Annotated in this window: 14 protein-coding genes and 1 pseudogene; 5 read left to right on the top strand and 10 right to left on the bottom strand. The window is 71.2% G+C overall.

The genetic code is table 11. The annotated features are described in order from the left end of the window. Positions 1 to 194: 194 nt before the first annotated feature. A complete protein-coding gene (locus tag AC067U_RS20700) occupies positions 195 to 800 on the bottom strand; it encodes a 2'-5' RNA ligase family protein (RefSeq protein WP_478831195.1) in 606 nt (201 codons plus the stop codon). A gap of 99 nt (positions 801 to 899) precedes the next feature. Here AC067U_RS20700 and AC067U_RS20695 point away from each other — a divergent pair, with 99 nt between their 5' ends. Further along, the gene (locus AC067U_RS20695) at positions 900 to 1,919 is read left to right on the top strand and encodes an isopenicillin N synthase family dioxygenase (RefSeq protein ID WP_478831194.1); all 1,020 of its coding nucleotides are present in this window, start codon (positions 900 to 902) and stop codon (positions 1,917 to 1,919) included. Positions 1,920 to 1,950: 31 nt separating this feature from the next. Here the strand turns inward: AC067U_RS20695 and AC067U_RS20690 are convergent, their stop codons facing one another. From AC067U_RS20690 to AC067U_RS20675, 4 genes are all read right to left on the bottom strand, one after another. Next, a complete protein-coding gene (locus AC067U_RS20690; protein ID WP_478831325.1) occupies positions 1,951 to 2,817 on the bottom strand; it encodes a DMT family transporter in 867 nt (288 codons plus the stop codon). A 131-nt stretch (positions 2,818 to 2,948) separates the two neighbouring features. Then, positions 2,949 to 3,446: a GNAT family N-acetyltransferase gene (locus AC067U_RS20685; RefSeq protein ID WP_478831193.1), complete on the bottom strand. Its 498-nt coding sequence runs from the start codon at positions 3,444 to 3,446 to the stop codon at positions 2,949 to 2,951. Positions 3,447 to 3,482: 36 nt separating this feature from the next. After that, positions 3,483 to 4,106 (bottom strand): ScbR family autoregulator-binding transcription factor, encoded by a 624-nt coding sequence (locus AC067U_RS20680; RefSeq protein ID WP_478831192.1) that lies wholly within the window; start codon positions 4,104 to 4,106, stop codon positions 3,483 to 3,485. A 141-nt stretch (positions 4,107 to 4,247) separates the two neighbouring features. Further along, on the bottom strand, positions 4,248 to 5,075 hold the full coding sequence (locus tag AC067U_RS20675; RefSeq protein WP_478831191.1) for a DUF1838 family protein: 828 nt from the start codon (positions 5,073 to 5,075) through the stop codon (positions 4,248 to 4,250). Positions 5,076 to 5,135: 60 nt separating this feature from the next. Between AC067U_RS20675 and AC067U_RS20670 the strand changes: the two genes are divergently transcribed. Further along, positions 5,136 to 6,167, top strand: coding sequence for a S66 family peptidase (locus AC067U_RS20670; RefSeq protein ID WP_478831190.1), 1,032 nt, complete (start codon positions 5,136 to 5,138; stop codon positions 6,165 to 6,167). 69 nt (positions 6,168 to 6,236) lie between these two features. Here the strand turns inward: AC067U_RS20670 and AC067U_RS20665 are convergent, their stop codons facing one another. Beyond that, entirely contained in the window at positions 6,237 to 7,592 is a 1,356-nt protein-coding gene (locus AC067U_RS20665; RefSeq protein ID WP_478831189.1) for an AMP-binding protein, read from the bottom strand. Between the two features lie 141 nt (positions 7,593 to 7,733). Between AC067U_RS20665 and AC067U_RS20660 the strand changes: the two genes are divergently transcribed. Then, complete coding sequence (locus AC067U_RS20660; RefSeq protein ID WP_478831324.1) at positions 7,734 to 8,102, top strand: hypothetical protein; 369 nt, start codon at positions 7,734 to 7,736, stop codon at positions 8,100 to 8,102. A 55-nt stretch (positions 8,103 to 8,157) separates the two neighbouring features. Here AC067U_RS20660 and gdhA read toward each other — a convergent pair whose 3' ends face one another. Then, complete coding sequence (gene gdhA, locus AC067U_RS20655) at positions 8,158 to 9,522, bottom strand: NADP-specific glutamate dehydrogenase (RefSeq protein ID WP_478831188.1); 1,365 nt, start codon at positions 9,520 to 9,522, stop codon at positions 8,158 to 8,160. Positions 9,523 to 9,965: 443 nt separating this feature from the next. Here gdhA and AC067U_RS20650 point away from each other — a divergent pair, with 443 nt between their 5' ends. Further along, on the top strand, positions 9,966 to 10,460 hold the full coding sequence (locus AC067U_RS20650) for an anthrone oxygenase family protein (RefSeq protein WP_478831187.1): 495 nt from the start codon (positions 9,966 to 9,968) through the stop codon (positions 10,458 to 10,460). A gap of 188 nt (positions 10,461 to 10,648) precedes the next feature. Here AC067U_RS20650 and AC067U_RS20645 read toward each other — a convergent pair whose 3' ends face one another. The 3 genes from AC067U_RS20645 to AC067U_RS20635 form a co-directional block, all read right to left on the bottom strand. After that, the gene (locus AC067U_RS20645) at positions 10,649 to 11,071 is read right to left on the bottom strand and encodes a hypothetical protein (RefSeq protein WP_478831186.1); all 423 of its coding nucleotides are present in this window, start codon (positions 11,069 to 11,071) and stop codon (positions 10,649 to 10,651) included. Between the two features lie 62 nt (positions 11,072 to 11,133). Continuing rightward, the gene (locus tag AC067U_RS20640) at positions 11,134 to 11,655 is read right to left on the bottom strand and encodes an anthrone oxygenase family protein (protein WP_478831185.1); all 522 of its coding nucleotides are present in this window, start codon (positions 11,653 to 11,655) and stop codon (positions 11,134 to 11,136) included. 117 nt (positions 11,656 to 11,772) lie between these two features. Beyond that, positions 11,773 to 13,227 carry a hypothetical protein gene (locus tag AC067U_RS20635; protein WP_478831184.1) on the bottom strand — a complete coding sequence of 485 codons (1,455 nt, stop codon included), beginning with the start codon at positions 13,225 to 13,227 and terminating at the stop codon, positions 11,773 to 11,775. A 443-nt stretch (positions 13,228 to 13,670) separates the two neighbouring features. Between AC067U_RS20635 and AC067U_RS20630 the strand changes: the two are divergent. Next, positions 13,671 to 13,856: pseudogene (locus AC067U_RS20630) on the top strand (ISL3 family transposase); the annotation flags it as partial. Positions 13,857 to 13,914 lie beyond the last annotated feature (58 nt).

The following is a 13,914-nucleotide window of genomic DNA, read 5'->3' as shown; positions in this document are numbered from 1 at the left end:
ACCGGGGTCAACGGTGGGCCGCGGGTGTGTCAGAACGCGAACAGCAGCACGGCGCACGCCGAACCCGGCCGCGGCGGCGTGCGGCCTGCAGTCTGCGGCCTGCGGCTGCGGCGTGATCAGGAAGGCGCAGCTGACCGAGACGTACTGGGCCGCCCGCACGGGCTCGCGACCCTCATGCGCGGCGGGCGGCTGCCCTACGGGCCCTCCGCCACATGCCGTACGGTCCCCTCCCCCAGGGCGATCGCGGCGCGGACCCGCATCGGCCCGTCCCCGCGCCGGGAGAGCAGGACGACCTCCTCGACGCGCGCCGACGTGCTCCCCAGCCGGGCGGCGCACTCCGCGGCCAGGCCGCGCGGGTCCCGGGTCCGGCCGAGGGACAGGTGCGGCGTGAAGTGGGCGAAGCGGGTCTCGCAGCGGGGGAAGGGTTCCGCCAGCGCGCCCTGGAGGCCGGTCCAGGGCGCCAGGCCGTCGGCGGCGGGGTCCAGCCATACGGTGGCGTAGGCGTGGTGCCGGAAGCTGTGCACCCCGCTGAGCCGCACGGCGAAGGGCGCACGTGCGGCGGCAGCGGCGGCCAGCAGCGGGATGGCCCGCTCGAAGTCCTCCTCCGGGACGAACCCGAAGATCAGGTTGACGTGCGGCGGCCACCTGCGGATCTGCGGGTCGTGCACCTCTCGGATGCTCTGGATGGCGGGCCACAGCCCGGCCGGGGGCACCCACGCCACAGCGGTCCGGGGCGTGGGCGCGACGTCGAGGATCCCGGGGTCGGCGAACCCGTCACCGCCCGGCCGCACATCCGCCACGTTCCTCATGATGCCTCTGATCGGTTCGAACCTCGCGCGCCGGAGCTCGTGTTCCCATGCAGGAGGTCCGCGGAGGTTCCGATCGGAGGAGGGACGAGGATGCCCGGTTTCTCGACGTTCCAGGTGCAGGGGACCGCCGACCAGCGGGAGCTGGGGCGGGACATGGTGCGGGCGTGGCAGCGTGACGGGATCTTCCAGGTCGTGCGGGATCCCGTGCTGGAGGAGCGGACCGGGGCGGCGATGGACGCGGCGCGCACGTTCTTCCGACTGCCCCTCGAACAGAAGACGCGCTGCGTCAACGACCTGTCGTACAGCGGGTACATCGAGTCCGGCGAGGAGCTCACGGCAGGTCTGCGCGACCAGCCGGAGATCTTCACCATCACCCCGGACTTCGACCGTCACCATCCGCGGGTGCGGGCGGGACTGCCGTGCCACGGACCGGTGCCGTGGCCGGCCGAGGCCTTCCGTACGGCGATGGAGGCGTACCTGGCGGAGGTCGGAGCGCTCGGGGAGCGGATCCTGCGGCTGGTCGCACTCGGGCTGGGGCTGGAGGCGGACCGTCTGAACCGGCTGACCCGCGAGGGCTGGCACCACATGCGGGTGCTGCGCTTCCCCCCGCGCACCACCACCGTGGAACGCGGGATCGGCTCCCACACGGACTACGGCCTACTGGTGATCGCGGCGCAGGACGACGTGGGCGGGCTGTACGTCCGGCCGCCCCTGGAGGGTGAGCACCGGCCCCGGAACTGGCGGGCCGGCGAGAGTACGGCGGGGCTGGCCGAGTACGAGCCGGGCTGGCGGTACGTGACGCCGGAGCCGGGGGTCGTGACCGTGTTCCCCGGGGACATCCTGCAGTTGCTGACGGGTGGAGCGCTGCTGTCCACCCCGCACAAGGTCCGCCTGGCGGACCGCGAACGCTTCACGCTCGCCTACTTCCACGAGCCGTCCTTCGACGCACGGGTGCTCCCGCTCGGAGTCGGCGGTCCGGAACACCACGCCACCGAGGCCCTCCACTACGGCCGGCACTTCACCGAGATGTTCATGCGCTGCTACCCGGAACGGGCAACGACCCGGCGGATCACCACGGAGGGACGACTGGCGGCGGTGCCCAGCGCCTGACGGCGACCGCACTCCCGGCCCGCCGTACGGTTCAGCCCGTACGGCCGACCCGCCACCCCGGCCGTCGTCGCGACACCGCCACGCCCGCCAGGCAGATGGCACCGCCGAGCAGGGTCAGCAGGCCGGGAATCTCGCCGAGGGTGGCCCAGGCGATGAGCACCACCACGGCGGGCACCGCGTACGTGGTCGCGCCCATCTTCCCGGCGGTGGTCCGCGACAGCGCGTACGACCAGGTGGTGAAGGCCAGCGCCGTGGGCCCCAGGCCCAGGTAGACCATGTTCAGGACGGCCGATGCGGGCGCATCGGGCAGCTCCGAGACGAGCTGTCCGGCGAACGGAAGGGTGAACGCCGTGCCCACGAAGCAACCGTACGTCGTCACCTGGAGCGGTGTCCCGTGCTTCAGCGCCGGCTTCTGCGAGACCACGCCGGCGCCGTAGGCGAGCGCGGCGAGCAGGCAGAGCAGCACCCCCAGCAGTGAGGACGAGCCGCCGTCGGACGTCGACACCCCGACGACGACCGCGCCGACGAACGAGACGCCCATGCCGGCCATCAGGCCGGGCGGGAAGCCCTCCTTGAGCAGCCAGCCGCTGAGCAGGGCGATCACGATGGGGCCGATGTTCACGACCATGGCCGCGGTGCCCGCGTCCACCTGCTGCTCGCCCCAGTTCAGGACCACCATGTACAGGCCGAACCAGAGCGTGCCCGAGGCCAGGATGCCCGGCCAGGCCGCGCGCGGCGGCAGCGGCACCCGCTTGATCAGCAGCAGGCAGCCGAGGACGAGCGAGGCGGTGAGCAGTCGGCCGAGGGCGAGTGCGCCCGGGCCGAAATGCTCCGCGGCGGACCGGATGGACACGAACGCGGACGCCCACATCACCACGGTGACGGCCGCCGCGGCCAGGGCTCGGCGATCAGCGCCGATGCCGTCGGCGACACCGGCGGCGACGGCAGCGGCAGCGGCTACGCCGTCGGCGCGCGCGCCGGCACCGACGCCGCCGCCCGCCTTCGTGTCCTTCATCTCCGGGGAACCGCTCACCGCTGCACGTCGCCGTCGGCGAGCGCGCGGCTCAGCGTGAACCACGGCACGGTGTCGCCCGGTTCGAGGAGGTACTCCTCGGTCACGGCGAATCCGTGGGCCTCCGCGAAACGCAGGCCTTCAGGGTTCGAGCCGAGCACCACGGTCTCCACCGTCGTGACGCCGAACCCGCGGGCCGTCGCCATGTTGCGCTCGTGCAGCAGGGCGCCGAGCCCACGGCCGCGATGCTCCGGCAGGACCCGGGCGATCACCGTGGCGATCGCCGGGTCCTCCGAGGGCGGGCGGACCGTGGAGCACCCCACGAGGACGTCGCCGAGGTAGGCGACCTCCAGGTGATTGCGCCCGGACCGCTCGCGTACGGCGTCCAGGGGCAGCGGATCCGCCGGGATGATCAGGTTGTGGACGTGCTGCCAGTCCTGGAGCAGGGTCTCGGCCTCGCCGTGGACCCGTTCGATACGGAGATCAGCACGGAGATCAGTATGGAGATCAGTCACGGGAGCAGAACACCCGGCCGGCCTGGACGGTGTCAATCAATTTGCCGTGGAGCCGCCTCGGCGTGGCTCCAGCGCCGCGCGGGCCTCGGGCGTCGCGAGGGCCGGCAGCAGGTAGCGCCACATCACCGCGATCCGGGCGGGGAGGTCCGCGTGCTGCTCGGAGATCCGGCACATGACCTGTGTGCCGGTGTAGGCGGCCATCAGCACCCGGGCGAACTCCGCCTCGTCCACGTCCGGGAGTAACTGCCCCTGCTCGCGCGCGACGGTGAGTTCCTGTACGAACCTGTCGATCCACCACTCGTAGATGGCGAACTCGCGCAGCCCGGACTCGCCCTGCTCGACGGCGAGCTTGACCCCTGCCCGCAGCAGCACGTTGACCTGCATTTCCTCGGCGAGGTAGCGGGTCATGTCGATCAGGTGCCCGAGCCCGCCCGGACCGGTCGGGAACCGCAGGTGGCCCGCGTGTTCCAGGATGACGGCGCGGGCCAGGCCCTCCTTGGACTGGAAGTGGAAGTACACCGCCCCGGCGGTGACCCCGGCCCGTTCCCGGATCTTGTTGATGCTGGCTCCGCTGAAGCCGTTCTCGTCGAACACCTCCGCCGCGGCCCGCAGGAGCACTTGCCGTGTGCGCCGCGCCCGGTCCTGCTTCGGTTCTGCCATGAGACGTTTCCCCCGTCTGTTCGGCAAGACAAATAAAAAGAGAGTGTCCTTTATGTTACGTGTGCACGATCATCGGACACCAGCCACATCCTGATCTATCGTCAGATCTTCACCACTTCAACAGATCTCCCGCTCTTCGTCTCAAGAACCGGCCGCGGGTCCGGCGAGCTTCCTGAAGTACGTCCAACTCGTCTCGTTCGGCTCGCTCCAGACCTCCGGTGCATGGGCGAACTCCGGGTGGTGGCCCGCGATGTACGCACGCGTGCGCTCGGGTACGTCGGCGTACGAAGGCAGCTTGCGCCCGCGGCAGTGGAAGACGAGCCCGCCGGGGCGCTGCCCCTGCTCCATCCACGGCAGCCACGGGGACATCCGGGCCCAGGACACGGTGGACGGAACTCCGGGGTCCTCGCTGGTGAAGACGCCTGCGGGGGCGAAGAACTGGAAGAGCTCCAGCGCCCGGTACGTGTCGTCGGCGGACTGGGCGGGGAAGTCCGCGACCGGCAGCGGCGACGGATAGGAGAGCGGAATCTCCATGCTGAAGCAGATCTGCTCGCCGAGGTCGGTGGTGGGGATCGGGAAGGGCCGCAGCCGCAGGTTCACCGGGTCGTTCCAGACGTGCACCACCTTGTGGTCCTGCCAGGTCTCCAGGATCTCCCGGGTGCCCGGGTCCAGGTAGAACGCCGCTTCCCGGGACAGGAGGAGGAAGCCGTCGCCGTCGCCGTCGCCGTCTGCCTGCAACCGGGCGACGTTGATGCCCTCGAAGCCGAAGATCCGCTGATAGGGCTCCCCCGGCCCCCAGGTGTAGACGTCACCCGACCAGTGCAGGGTGACCTCGCTGCCGTCGAGGGAGGCGCGGGTCCGGGCGAAGGCCCGGAGGAGTTCGACGGGAGTGGGGGCGGGTGTGGGTGTGGGGACGGGTGTGGGTGTGGGGGCGGGCTCAGGGGCGGGTGCGGGGGTCAGAGCGCTCATGGTGCCCCACTGTGGGAAACCGGGTACAGCTTCCGCAAGGTGGTGTGTGAGAGTGGCCAAATGAGCATCCGTTATCCGCTTCCCCTGCGCCCCGGTGACCGTATCGGCGTCACTTCCCCCTCCAGCGGCGTGCCCGGGCCCCTCCGCGGCCGCCTGGACGTCGCCGTCAAGACGGTCGAGGCGCGCGGGTACGAGGTCGTGGTCGGGCGGTGCATGGACGGCGACGCCGGCCACGTCAGCGCGTCGGCGGCCGAGCGGGCCGAGGAGCTGATGCGGATGCTGACGGACCCCTCGATCCGCGCCGTGGTCCCGCCGTGGGGCGGCGAGACCGCGATCGACCTGCTGCCGCTGCTGGACTGGGACCGGCTGCGGGAGGCGGAGCCGACCTGGGTGGTCGGGTACTCGGACATGTCGACGTTGATGACACCGCTGACCGTGCTGACCGGGTGGGCCACGCTGCACGGCAACAACCTGATGGACACCCCCTACCGGACCCCGGAGGGGCTGTCGTCCTGGCTGGATCTGGTGGCCATGGAGCCGGGGAGCCGGTTCGCGCAGGTCCCGCCGGGCCGCTACCGGAGCACGGGCTGGGACGACTGGGCGGCCTTCCCCGAGGTGGACGAACTGATCCTGGACTCGGCCGGCGGGTGGCGACGCCTCGACGGCGACGGAGACATCATGGTCGAGGGCCGCCTCATCGGCGGCTGCATCGAAACGCTGTCCCCCGTCATGGGCAGCCCGTACGGCGACCTGACCGACTTCGCCCGGCAGCACGCCCCCGAGGGCCTGATCGTCTACGTGGAGGCGTGCGAGGACAGCGCCTTCACCATCTGCCGCCAGCTCCACGGCATGCGCCTGGCCGGCACCTTCGACGCCGCCAACGCCGTCCTGGTGGGCCGCACCAAGGCCCCCGCCTCCCCCTCCCTGACGCAGCACGAGGCGGTCATGGACGCGCTGGGCGGGCTCGGCGTACCGGTCATCGCGGACGTGGAGTGCGGGCACGTGCCCCCGTACCTGCCGCTCGTCAACGGAGCCCTCGGCCGGGTGGTGCACACGGCCGACCGCAGCGAACTGATCCAGACACTGAGCTGAGCGCGCTGAGGTGAGGTGAGGTGAGGTGAGGTGAGGTGAGGTGAGCTGTTCGGCCGGTCGGTCGGCCGCTCAGTCTCCGTTCAACAGCAGCTTCTTCTGCGGCTTCCCCATCGCGTTGCGGGGAAGCTCCGCGAGGAAGCGGACCTCTCGCGGCCGCTTGTGCACGGCCAGCCGGGTGGCGACGAAGTCGGTGAGCTCGTTCCCGCTCACGCCCTCGGCGACGACGAACGCCACGATCCGCTGCCCCAGGTCGGCGTCCGGCACGCCGACCACCGCGGCCTCCCGCACCTGGGGGTGGTCGAGGAGGGCGTTCTCGACCTCCCCCGCGCCGATCCGGTAGCCGCCGGACTTGATGAGGTCGACGGAGGCCCGGCCGACGATCCGGTGGACCCCGTCCTCCGGATCGATGGCGGCGATGTCCCCCGTACGGAACCAGCCGTCGGCCGTGTACGAGGCCGCCGTGGCCTCCGGGTTGTTCAGGTAGCCGGCGAACAGGGTCGGTCCGGTCAGCTGGAGCTCGCCGATCTCGGTGCCCGGTTCGGCGGCGATGCGCGTACGGATGCCCGGCAGCGGGGTTCCGACGGTGCCGGGGCGCGGCACGGTGCCCGCCCGGCCGCTGACGGTGATCAGCGTCTCCGTCATGCCGTACCGCTCAACCGGCCGGTGCCCGGTGAGCCCTTCGAGCGTCCGGGAGACGGGCGCGGGCAGCGCGGCACTGCCGGAGACGAGCAGCCGGGCGGACTTGAGGGCCGCCGCCTCGCCCGGGTCCGCGGCGATCCGCGACCAGACGGTGGGCACCCCGAAGTACAGGCTTCCGGAGGCGGCGGCGTACGCCTCCGGGGTCGGACGTCCGGTGTGGACGAGACGGCTGCCGGTGCGGAGCGCGCCGAGCACTCCGAGCACGAGCCCGTGCACGTGGAACAGCGGCAGGCCGTGGACGAGGGTGTCCTCGGCGGTCCACTGCCAGGCGGCGGCGAGGGCGTCGAGGTCGGCGGCGATGGCGGCGGCGGTGAGGACCACGCCCTTGGGCGGGCCGGTGGTGCCGGAGGTGTAGAGGATCAGCGCCGGATCTCCCGCGGTGGTGGCGGGGGCTGAGGCGGGGGAACCGACGGGCCCGCCGCCGGCACGCCGCGACCAGTCCACGGTGATCTCGGCAGCGCCCGAGTCGCGCAGGATGTGGTCGCGTTCGGCGGGCCCGGCGTCGGGCGGCAACGGCACGACCGGCACCCCGGCGAGGAGTCCCCCGACCACCGCTGCGACGGTCTCCAGGGAGGCGGTCGCGTTCACGGCGACGGCCGGCGCACCGGCGATGTCGGCCGCGACGGCACGGGCGGCGCCGAGCAGGTCCTCGTACGAACCGGGACGGCCTGCGACGCGCAGGGCATCGGGGCGGTCGCCGAAGGTCCCCTCCAAGGCGGTGAGCACGACGGCAACTCCCTTGCTACGACAACCGGGTCCGCTCAGAGCCTACGGCCTGCGGCCGCCGCGAGGCACGGGGCCGCCGGGCCAGGAGAGGCGGCCTACGATCACCCCATGTCGAAGACGACGAAGACGAAGACGAAGACGATGAAGACGGCGAAGAACCATGCCGCGGGTTCGCCCCTGTCCCTCTGGTCCCGGGACTCCGTCCTGTCGATCGGCTCGGTGGGTTCGGTGCTGTCGATCGGATCCGTCGGATCGGTCCTGTCGGTCGGTTCGGTCGGCAGCGCCCTGTCGGTCGGCTCGATCGGGTCGGCCCTTTCCGCCTTGTCCGCCGGTTCCTGGCTGAGCCTGGGTTCCGTGCTGTCCGCCCGGTCCCGCTGGTCGGCCCTGTCCTGGCAGTCCGACCGCGCGTTCCTGACCGCGGGCGCGACGGCGGCCGCCGCGCTGGCGGTCGCGGCCACCGTCCTGGCCACCGACCACCAGCCGCGGACCGCCGGCCGCCGCCACCCGTGACGAGCCGGTCGGACGGACTCGGGCCTCAGCCTCAGCCTCAGCCTCAGCCTCAGCCTCAGATGACGCCCTGCACGAGCATCGCGTCCGCGACCCGCTCGAAGCCGGCGATGTTGGCTCCGGTGACGTAGTCGCCCGGGGCTCCGTAGCGCTCGGCCGTCTCGTACGACACCGTGTGGATCGACCGCATGATCGCGGCCAGCTCCTCCTCGACCCGGGCCGGGGTCCAGGCGGTCCGGGACGCGTTCTGGGCCATCTCCAGGGCGCTGACGGCGACGCCGCCCGCGTTCGCCGCCTTGCCCGGGCCGAACGAGACCCCGGCCTCCTGGAACAGCCGGACCGCCTCGGGGGTGGTGGGCATGTTGGCGCCCTCGGAGACGGCCTTGACGCCGTTCCGGACGAGCGTACGGGCGTCGTCCTCGCCGAGTTCGTTCTGCGTGGCGGAGGGGAAGGCGACGTCCGCCGCGACCTCCCAGACGCTGCCGCCCTGCACGTACCGGGCGGAGGGGCCGCGGCGGGCGGCGTACTCGGACACCCGCCCCCGCTCGACCTCCTTGATCTGGCGGAGCAACGCGAGGTCGATGCCCTTGTCGTCGACCACGTAGCCCTGCGAGTCGGAGGCGGTGACCGGGTTGGCACCGAGCTGCTGGAGCTTCTCGATGGTGTACAGCGCGACGTTCCCGGAACCGGACACCACGGCGGTCTGGCCACCCAGGCCCAGGCCGCGCACGGCGAGCATCTCGGCGGCGAACAGCACACTGCCGTAACCGGTGGCCTCGGGCCGGATCGCGGAGCCGCCCCAGCCCTGCCCCTTGCCGGTCAGGACTCCGGCCTCCCAGCGGTTGGTGATGCGCCGGTACTGGCCGAAGAGGTAGCCGATCTCACGGCCGCCGACGCCGATGTCCCCGGCGGGCACGTCGGTGTGCTCGCCGATGTGCCGGTGCAGCTCGGTCATGAAGGACTGGCAGAAGCGCATGACCTCGGCGTCGGACCGGCCGCGCGGGTCGAAGTCGCTGCCGCCCTTGCCGCCGCCGATGCCGAGTCCGGTGAGGGCGTTCTTGAAGATCTGCTCGAAGCCGAGGAACTTCACCACGCCGATGTCCACGGACGGGTGAAAGCGCAGGCCGCCCTTGTACGGGCCGAGCGCGCTGTTGAACTCCACGCGGTAGCCGCGGTTGACGTGGACCCGCCCGTGGTCGTCCTGCCAGGGCACGCGGAACACGATCTGCCGCTCCGGCTCGACGAGGCGCTCCAGGAGACCGAGGGAGGGCTCGGCGAGCTCGGGCCGTACGGAGAAGACGGGGGCGAGGCTGTCGAGGACTTCCCGTACGGCCTGGTGGAACTCGGGCTGGGCGGGGTTGCGGCGCTCGGTGTCGGCGCGCAGCGCGTCCAGCCGGGCCTGCGGGTCCTTCGTGTCCTTCACGGCGGTCCTTCCCAAAGGTGTTGTTCCGGCACGTCCCACACACGCTGATCACACACATTGATCACACACGTTGATCACACACGTTGATCACATACGTTCCGAGCCGGAGGCTACCGCGCCCGGGGAACCCAACGGATCGCCCCGCGGCGGCATTTCGGTGCCAGGGCGGGGCAGCAGCCTGCCGTACGCCGATGGCATGGAGGTGGCATTCCGGGGGTACCCGGCGGGCACATCGGCGACATCCCGCGGTCACCCAGGCTGCCATTCGACACACACATGGCGTCGTTGTGTTGTTAAGGGGGTGACAAAAGCGGCGTTCGAATATGATCGGCGAGCCTTCGGCACCTCGGGCACCTACGGCACCGAACTTTCGGCCGCTGGTCGGCGGACTCGGCACACCAGACGGCGACCGGCGCCCACGACCACGATCAGGGGGAACCGGCGTGGAAACGGCACGACTCGCACTGCTCATCGCCGCGACGATCACCATGGGGTGGATGAGCGGCCTGTTCTACGGCTTCTCGGTCTCCGTCATGCCCGGTCTGGCGCGCGCCGCCGACCGGACGGTGATCGAGACCATGCAGCGCATCAACGTGGCCATCCTCAACGGCTGGTTCATGCTCGGCTACCTGGGCGCGCTGGTGTTCACCGGCGCCACCCTGGGCCTGGCGATCCCGGCCGACGGCCGCCCGGCCCTGGCCCCGCTGATCGGCGCGTTCGTCACGTACGCCGCGGCCATGGCCCTCACCGCCCGGGTGAACATCCCGCTGAACAACGCCCTGGAGGCGGCCGGCGCCCCGGAGCGCATGTCCGACGCCAACGCAGCCTCCGTCCGCGGGTCCTTCGAACGCCCCTGGGTCCGCGCCAACGCCTGGCGCGCGGTCCTGTGCACGGCGGCGCTGGGCTTCCTGGCGTGGGCACTGCTGGAGTCCTGCTAAGCGCTCGACGCGGTCGGCGGGTTGGTGCGGTCGGCGGGGCGACGCGGTCGGCCCGTCGGTCGGTCTCGCTCTCGGCCCTGGTCTGTGGCCGCGACGATCGGCTTCATCATCCTGATGACCGTCAGACGGACGCGAACCTCCCGTACGTCGCGGCCCACGGCCTTACCTCAGCAGCGGGGCTCGCGGCCCTACATCTTCTTACAGGTGACCTTGGCACCGTGGTACGGGAAGGTGACGGTGTCTCCCTTCCAGCCCACGCTCCACGGCGACAGCTCCTTGCCGCTGCCCTCCCCGAACTCCATGCCCATCAGCTCTTTCGTCTCTCCGGGCACACCGCTCACGTGGTACGGGCCGTCGTCGCCCTTGACCTCCAGCTTGCCGCCGGAGAGCTGCCAGGTCCCAGAGCTGCCCTCGCCGCCGGTGCTGACCTGGTAGGTCCCGTCCCCCACGGTCACCGTCGCGGAGATACTGCGGCCGCCGGCGGCGATCGTGCAGTCCCAGGTGCCCTTCGCGGCTGCCTCCAGGGACTTCCCCCCGGCGCAGGCCACCACGGCGAGTGCCGTCGGCACTCCCATCGCTCCGACGGCTGCCCACTTCATCCAACGCTTCATCGTCCGGCTCCCCCGAGATCGACCTGCTACCTGCAGGTGAGCCGGACCCTACCCGAAGTTGATCAAGAACTGCGCAGCCGACCACTCAGGAAGGCGGCGCGGACAAGGCAACCCAGGGCAGCCGTGCAGAGCAGCGTCCGGAGGATGTTCGTCGTCACCCAGGTGGACTTGAAGCGCTCGACGACGGAGAAGTCCTTCACCTTGGCGGCGTCACCGAGGTCGGCCAACTCGTTGTTGAGCGGAATGTTCACCCCGAAGGTGATGATCAGCACCGCCAGGTACGCCACGGCCGCGATCGCGACCCACAGCGCCATCGCCCGCCGCCCCCTGCGGAACTCGAGCACGGCCGCCACCACCGGCAGCACGAACGCGAGCAGGAACACACTCCCGAACAGCCCGTTCCCGTCAATGGCCGCGTTGAACTCCTGCATCGCTGCCACGTACGTCCGGTCATCGGTCTTCGCCAGCCCCGGCATCACGGAGATGTCGTAGGCGAAGAACAACCCCGCCATCAACCCGATCAGCACCGCCGAAACCCCGACCAGCACACCGGCAACCTTCCCGCCCCCGGCGTTCTCAGCCACCTCACTCATCCCTGCTCCCCCTACGTCTCCAGATCCTCAGGATCCCCTTGGACCCCCTGACTCACGCCCTGTCGCCCCTGGATGCTGGCAGCCCCCGGGGCACCTCGGCAGGCCCTTTCAGCGAAAGCTTGAGCGAATCTTTAAGGCCGCGCCGTCGGTCGGCGACATGCCCTCGCGGCCCGCAGCACTCGCCGCAGCCGAGCCACCCTTTCCACGACCACGGGAACGGAATCGGGACCCTCGCGCCGGGACCCGGCCGCCCACACCCTGACCCTGGCCCTGGCCCTGGCCCTGGCCCTGGCCCTGGCCCTGCTCGTCGTGACAGCGCCCGCACAGGCCGTCATCCGGCGGCTCGTGCACTCCGGGACGCTCGCACCCCGAGCAATGCCACCGCACGTCGTACACGCGTCTGGCCCGGTTGCGGAACACCAGCGGGGTCCCGCGCCGGTCGATCCACCGCTCCCGGCAGATCCGGCACGCCACCCCGTCGGGCCACGTCACGCCGTCCTCGCAGGCCGGATCCGGGCACGGATCGTTCCGCAGCCCCCGTCTGACCAGCCAGCCGTACGCGCTCCGCACGGGCCGCCCCCTCTCCTCCGCCAGCCGCCGGAGAATCCGCTCCCGGATCCGCTCCGAATCCCCGCCGGCCTCGGCAACGGCCCGTACCACGGCCTTCGCGGCCAGCCAGTACTGACCATCCGTCAACCCGAGCGCCAACGGCAGCCCGTGGAGCACCCGATGGGCAACAGCCGCCACGCTCCACCCCGCATCGCCCGCGCGCCCACCACCCGAGGACGCCCTACGGCCGGAACCACAATCAACGTCTGGCGGCTTCTTCTCCTGTACGTCAACTAAGGGTAGTAATTCCCTATTCGCGAGGGAGCTCCGCTGGTTTTCGCAACCGGAGGTCCTCTCTTCCGCAGACTCCTGCAGGGGTGCCGGAGGTGCCACGGGCTCCGGCCCTCCCGGAGGCTCCGCGGACTCCGACGCCTCCAACGGGGAGCGACGCGGGATGATCACGTTCCGCCCCTGATAGCCCGCCCGGCGCTGTACCTCCAGCCACCCCCACCGCTCCAGGTCGTCCACGATCGTGCCGGCCGTCCGCACGGTCACGGGCTGCCCAGCCCGGCGGCCCGAGTAGTGCAGGAGGTGCCCCGCGAGCTCCTCCTCGGTCATCGGCTTGCCCATGGCGTGCGCGTAGGCGCACACCATGTACGCGCGCACGTGCCGCGAGCGCGCGGCCCCGAGCAACGCCACCGGCACGACGGCGAACTCCTCCTTCGCCCCCAGCCCCGGAACGCGCCGCACGGCGGACGTCCCCCGCCCACCCGGCAGCGTCCGCCGCACCACACTCATCTCCCCGGCCTCAACCAGCTGCCGCTGAGCGTCATACAGGGCAGCCGGCGCCTTACGGCCGGCCCGGTTGGTCAGCCCGAGGTAGTCGGCGATGGTGGCCAGATCGGCAACACACTCCCCCCGCTCATTGCGGGCGAGGTGCGCAACCTTGGCGTAGTAAACAACGGCAAGGTCATCAAACGATCCGGTGATGACACGAAGCGGTACCTTGACCATCGTCCTCCGTACGCCGTCGGGAAGCGCGGCAACACGGACCCGATGACGAAGGTCGGGTGCTGTCAGTGGCGATGGAGGTGGCGGAAGCGCCTGCGAGGCATCTCGCTCAAGGCTAGAGTGGGAGGGCATTTTCGGGCTCGCTGGTGGGAGCTCGTGGTGAAGGCCCTCGGACGGTGTTGGCTCACCCCCGGGGGCCGCCCCGATTTCCGGCACGGGACAACTTGCGCCGAACGTACCGCAGTTGGCGGCATATGCCCGGCCCCCATCACCCCATCGAGCGACCCGGAAACATTTTCGACCGCCCGAACGCATGCACCCGATCGCCGCCGCCCCGACTTACCTCCCGCGCATCATCGGACACCAAACAGCGCGCCAGAGAGCGAATCACTTATTCGGGACGCCGCCCAACGCGCCAGAGCCGGCTCCTGGGTCAGGTGTGTGCAGGAAGACCCCGGGACACCGTCACGCGGAAGCTGGCGCACGAGCCGCTGGGCCGGCGACCGAGCACCCTGCTGGTGACGATCCGCCGGTACCGGTGCACCGGGTGTGGGCATGCGTGGCGCCAGGACACCAGCCGCGCCGCCGAGCCGCGGGCCAGGCTGTCGCGTCGTGGACCGGCCTGGGCGGTACATCATCCCGAGCCGCTCCAAAGCCGACCGAAGCGATCAACGGCCGCCTGGCGCAGCT

This window comes from Streptomyces sp. NPDC043853 (genome assembly GCF_056436025.1).
Note: the sequence above shows the minus strand (reverse complement) of the source record. Positions and strands in the feature narration are given on the sequence as shown.

Coding starts and splice junctions, on each gene's coding strand:
- AC067U_RS20675 (WP_478831191.1), bottom strand. CDS start 5,075: ATGAGCGCTCTGACCCCCGCACCCGCCCCTGAGCCCGCCCCCACACCC.
- AC067U_RS20645 (WP_478831186.1), bottom strand. CDS start 11,071: ATGAAGCGTTGGATGAAGTGGGCAGCCGTCGGAGCGATGGGAGTGCCG.
- AC067U_RS20680 (WP_478831192.1), bottom strand. CDS start 4,106: ATGGCAGAACCGAAGCAGGACCGGGCGCGGCGCACACGGCAAGTGCTC.
- AC067U_RS20695 (WP_478831194.1), top strand. CDS start 900: ATGCCCGGTTTCTCGACGTTCCAGGTGCAGGGGACCGCCGACCAGCGG.
- AC067U_RS20660 (WP_478831324.1), top strand. CDS start 7,734: ATGAAGACGGCGAAGAACCATGCCGCGGGTTCGCCCCTGTCCCTCTGG.
- AC067U_RS20670 (WP_478831190.1), top strand. CDS start 5,136: ATGAGCATCCGTTATCCGCTTCCCCTGCGCCCCGGTGACCGTATCGGC.
- AC067U_RS20635 (WP_478831184.1), bottom strand. CDS start 13,227: ATGGTCAAGGTACCGCTTCGTGTCATCACCGGATCGTTTGATGACCTT.